The 3,369-nt window shown below is 68.1% G+C and carries 7 protein-coding genes and 1 pseudogene; 1 reads left to right on the top strand and 7 read right to left on the bottom strand.

Annotation, left to right across the window (positions count from 1 at the left end; translation table 11 throughout):
• The 3 genes and pseudogenes from AB0J91_RS32920 to AB0J91_RS32910 form a co-directional block, all read right to left on the bottom strand.
• Nucleotides 1–95, bottom strand: a pseudogene (locus AB0J91_RS32920) (pyridoxal 5'-phosphate synthase lyase subunit PdxS); the annotation flags it as partial.
• A gap of 90 nt (nt 96–185) precedes the next feature.
• Nucleotides 186–389 (bottom strand): DUF397 domain-containing protein, encoded by a 204-nt coding sequence (locus AB0J91_RS32915; RefSeq protein ID WP_363876918.1) that lies wholly within the window; start codon nt 387–389, stop codon nt 186–188.
• Nucleotides 390–402: 13 nt separating this feature from the next.
• On the bottom strand, nt 403–1,194 hold the full coding sequence (locus AB0J91_RS32910; protein WP_363876915.1) for a DUF5753 domain-containing protein: 792 nt from the start codon (nt 1,192–1,194) through the stop codon (nt 403–405).
• A gap of 169 nt (nt 1,195–1,363) precedes the next feature.
• Here AB0J91_RS32910 and AB0J91_RS32905 point away from each other — a divergent pair, with 169 nt between their 5' ends.
• Entirely contained in the window at nt 1,364–1,582 is a 219-nt protein-coding gene (locus tag AB0J91_RS32905) for a hypothetical protein (RefSeq protein ID WP_363876912.1), read from the top strand.
• Here AB0J91_RS32905 and AB0J91_RS32900 read toward each other — a convergent pair whose 3' ends face one another.
• From AB0J91_RS32900 to AB0J91_RS32885, 4 genes are all read right to left on the bottom strand, one after another.
• A complete protein-coding gene (locus AB0J91_RS32900) occupies nt 1,583–1,990 on the bottom strand; it encodes a VOC family protein (RefSeq protein WP_363876909.1) in 408 nt (135 codons plus the stop codon).
• Nucleotides 1,987–2,850, bottom strand: coding sequence for a helix-turn-helix domain-containing protein (locus AB0J91_RS32895; protein ID WP_363876906.1), 864 nt, complete (start codon nt 2,848–2,850; stop codon nt 1,987–1,989). Before AB0J91_RS32895 ends, AB0J91_RS32900 begins: the two co-directional genes overlap by 4 nt.
• 36 nt (nt 2,851–2,886) lie before the next feature.
• Nucleotides 2,887–3,144: a hypothetical protein gene (locus AB0J91_RS32890; protein ID WP_363788291.1), complete on the bottom strand. Its 258-nt coding sequence runs from the start codon at nt 3,142–3,144 to the stop codon at nt 2,887–2,889.
• Nucleotides 3,145–3,162: 18 nt separating this feature from the next.
• Nucleotides 3,163–3,369: transaldolase family protein (locus tag AB0J91_RS32885; RefSeq protein ID WP_363876903.1), on the bottom strand; the 207-nt coding region annotated here is incomplete at its 5' end.

The following is a 3,369-nucleotide window of genomic DNA, read 5'->3' as shown; positions in this document are numbered from 1 at the left end:
ACGAAGTGTCCGATGCGAGCCTTGGCCATCACCGGGATGGACACCGAGTTGACGATTCCCTCGATCATGTCCGGATCGGACATCCGGGCCACGCCTCGGAAGCCCGCTGTCGTGCGTCACTCGACGGAATGGTCCGCGCATGAGAAACGCCCCGTTGAAGCGGGGCGTTTCTCGTGGCTGAGGGTTCAGCGGTCGAAGCGACCGGACTTGATCGCTTCGACGAAGTGCTGCCACTGCGGGGCCGTGGTGGTGAAGTGGCCGGCGGTGCGGTTCTTGGTGTCGCGGACCGCTGCTCCGGCGTCGGAAGTCCGGCCGACCTCCACGCAGTTCTGCGCCCCCTGGCTGCGACTGGACGTCCGCCAGCCCGTGACCGACTGAGACGGGCGCATGGTCACCACTCCACTAGGTCAGTTCTTTGATCCTCCGATCCAGCATCTTGACCGATGCTCGGTCGGACGCTGCGATCATCCGCAGGGTATCGAACGCTTTGACGTAGCGATCCGTATGGGCGGGTTTGTCGAGGTAGTCACCGCTCGTGAGCGCTTCGGTGTAAACGAAGGTCGCCGACGGCTCGTCCAGATGCAACAGCGTCCAAGACGACCCGAGCGCGACGTGCTCTCCCGCGTCGAAAGGCAGGACCTGAACGGTGACGTTCGGCCGCGCTGCCGCCTTTCGGAGGTGCTGAAGCTGGTCACGCAGCACGCCACGACCACCGACCTGCCGGAAGAGAGCGGCTTCGCCGACCACGCACCACAGTTGCGGTGCGTCCTCACCGAGCACGCGATCGGCCCTGCGCACCCGCTCCGCCACAGCAGGTTCGACGTCCTGGGTCTCGTCGAGAGGGTTGGACAACGAAGCCCGCGCGGTGTGCTCCGTTTGCAACACGGGCGGGATCACTTCGGGGTCGTAGTACTTGATCTCCGCTGCTGCGCCTTCGAGGGCTACGTAGGTGGCCGCCCAGTCCGGGACCCTGGCGGGCTGATCCCTGCGGCGGGCTTCCTTGGCGAGAGCTCGCAGGCGGTCGGCTTCGTCCTGGTCGTCGAGGCCGAAGAGCCGGACGAGTTCGTTCACCTCGGCCGCGGAGACCGTGAGGTTGCCGGATTCGACCTTCTGGAGCTTGCCGACGTACCAGTCGAGCGTCTCGTTGATCTCCTTCGACTTCACGCCCGACCTCTCGCGCATCGCGCGGAGCATCAACCCGACCTGCACCCGCCGGACCGCCGGCCACGTCTTCGACATGGGTCAGGATCTTGCACCAGCCAGCCAGAGGCAATCAAGCAGATCAACCTTTTGGGTTATCGCGAGTTGCAATTGCAGTTCGCTACCTTGCAGCCCGAGCTGATCACGAGCGAGAGGACTGGGGATGCACACCGAGCAGGCGCAACGGCACTTCTGGCTTCCGATACCCAACGAGAACGTACCGGGCGGCGTGCGCCACGCGTTCCGCGGAGCCCGCTGGGAGGGCCTCGTCTCGGCCGAGGCGGTGTGCGGCCAGCTCGTTGCCATGGCCCAGCCCAGCGAGCTCGACTGGATCTACTTCCCCACCTGCGCGGAGTGCAACTCCCGCCTCAAGGGCGAGTGATCACGGGCGCGGTTCACCCCGGTAGTAGCCGAAGGACCAGAGATTGCCCTCCGGGTCCCGGACCCCGAACTCGCGGTTGCCGTACTCCTGGTCCGCGATCTCCCTGAAGATGTCCGCGCCCGCCGCGCGCACGCGTGCGCAGAGCGCGTCGGGATCTTCGGTCACCACGTACATCCCGGCCGTGCCGGGTTGGCGGGACCAGTCGTTGTCGGGCTTGTAGGAGCCGAGCATGATGCCGCCGCCCTCGGGCCAGTCGAGCTGGGCGTGGGCGACTTGATCCCCGTCGGTGTAGGCGGCGGTCTTGATGAAGCCGAGCGTGTTCACCAGGAAATCGATGAGCGCGGGTGCGTCGTGGGCTTGCAGCGTTGCCCACACCGTGGGTGCGGGTCTGGTGTTCGTCGTGGTCATGCGGGGAATTCTTCCGCTGGTTGACCCGCGCCGGCTTGGATGTTTCGGAGCTCCGCGGCGATCCACCGGCTCGGGCTCGACCCGGCGTACTGGTTGAAGTCGCGCACGAGGTGCGAGTGGTCGTAGTAGCCGCACGAGTGCGCCACGGCCGCCAGGTCGAGCGGAGTTCCTGCTTGGACGGCGTGGGCGATGCGCTGGCGGGCGTGCTCGAAGCGCATCAACCGCGACGCCGCCTTCGGTGAGACGCCGAGCTCGGCCTTGAACACCGACGTCAGCTGCCGTTCGCCGAGGTGGACGTGCCGGGCGAGCGCGCTCATCGAACCGGTGCCTCGGTGCCAGGCGATCCACTTCCACGCCTCCGCCACCTCCGGGCGCCCACCCGAGGTCACCTCCGCGGTGTTCGCCCGCAGGTAGGTCGCCAGGGCGGCGAACCGCTCGGGCCACGTGGTCAGTTCGGCGAGCCGCTGGCGCAGGTCCTCGACACCGCTGCCGAGCACGTCCCGCGCGTCGATCGCTCGGTCCCGCAGTTCAGCCGCCGGAACGCCGAACATCCGGCGCAACGCCAGCGGGCGGACGGCGAGCTGGATGCCGCTCTGCACCTCGGGCTGAGCGATGTAGGCGGGGCGGGTGTGCAGGCCGCCGAGCACCAGATGCGTGCTCTCGGCGTCGTCGCCGGAGGGCTGGAAACCCGAGATCACCGGCTCGTCGAAGGTCAGCACGAGCGTCAACGCGGGCGACGGCATCCCCACGTGCAGGCACGGCCGGTCCAGGCGGGAGCTGTAGCCGACCGCCGAGACGACGGCGTCGGGCAGCAGCCGCCCGCCCTGGACGAACCGCCACTCCTGATCCTGCTGGGTCACCTCGCCCATTGTCCGCCCGCCACCGACAGCTGCCCGCTAGTCGGTTTCCGGGCGTTCCTCGGCGATGCGTTCGTCGAGGGTCCGGCCCTCGCGCTGCTCGCGCGGCGTGGGCCGCTCCCGAGAGGTGGCCGACCAGCCCTCGGGCGGTTCGACGCCGCGCTCCAGCGGGTCGGTGCCGAGCTCGTCCTCGTCGAGGTCTTCGGCCGACTGCAGGTTGGCCGGGTCCTCCGGGTCCTGCGGGTCGGGCTTGGTCTCGTTGGGCGTGGGCGTGGAAGCATCCACGGGATCAGACATCTCATCCTCCTCTGTGGACTACCCGAGCCGATCGGCGACGGTGCCGAGGAGTTCGGTCCAGGACTTCTCGAACTTGTCGACGCCTTCGGTCTCCAGGGTGATGAAGACGTCTTCGAGGTCAATGCCCGCAGCGGCGAGGTCGTCGAAGACCTTCTGCGAGGCCTCGGCGGTGCCGCTGACCAGGTCGCCGCGCACGTCGGCGTGGTCGGCGGTGGCCTGCAGCGT

The sequence above is a fragment of the Saccharopolyspora sp. NPDC049357 genome, assembly GCF_040677225.1.
In the GTDB taxonomy this organism is placed as follows: Bacteria; Actinomycetota; Actinomycetes; order Mycobacteriales; family Pseudonocardiaceae; genus Saccharopolyspora.
Note: the sequence above shows the minus strand (reverse complement) of the source record. Positions and strands in the feature narration are given on the sequence as shown.

What these genes read in the sequence shown, in the direction of transcription:
- AB0J91_RS32915 (WP_363876918.1), bottom strand. Translation starts at nt 389, where the DNA reads ATGCGCCCGTCTCAGTCGGTCACGGGCTGGCGGACGTCCAGTCGCAGC.
- AB0J91_RS32910 (WP_363876915.1), bottom strand. Translation starts at nt 1,194, where the DNA reads ATGCTCCGCGCGATGCGCGAGAGGTCGGGCGTGAAGTCGAAGGAGATC.
- AB0J91_RS32905 (WP_363876912.1), top strand. Translation starts at nt 1,364, where the DNA reads ATGCACACCGAGCAGGCGCAACGGCACTTCTGGCTTCCGATACCCAAC.
- AB0J91_RS32900 (WP_363876909.1), bottom strand. Translation starts at nt 1,990, where the DNA reads ATGACCACGACGAACACCAGACCCGCACCCACGGTGTGGGCAACGCTG.
- AB0J91_RS32890 (WP_363788291.1), bottom strand. Translation starts at nt 3,144, where the DNA reads ATGTCTGATCCCGTGGATGCTTCCACGCCCACGCCCAACGAGACCAAG.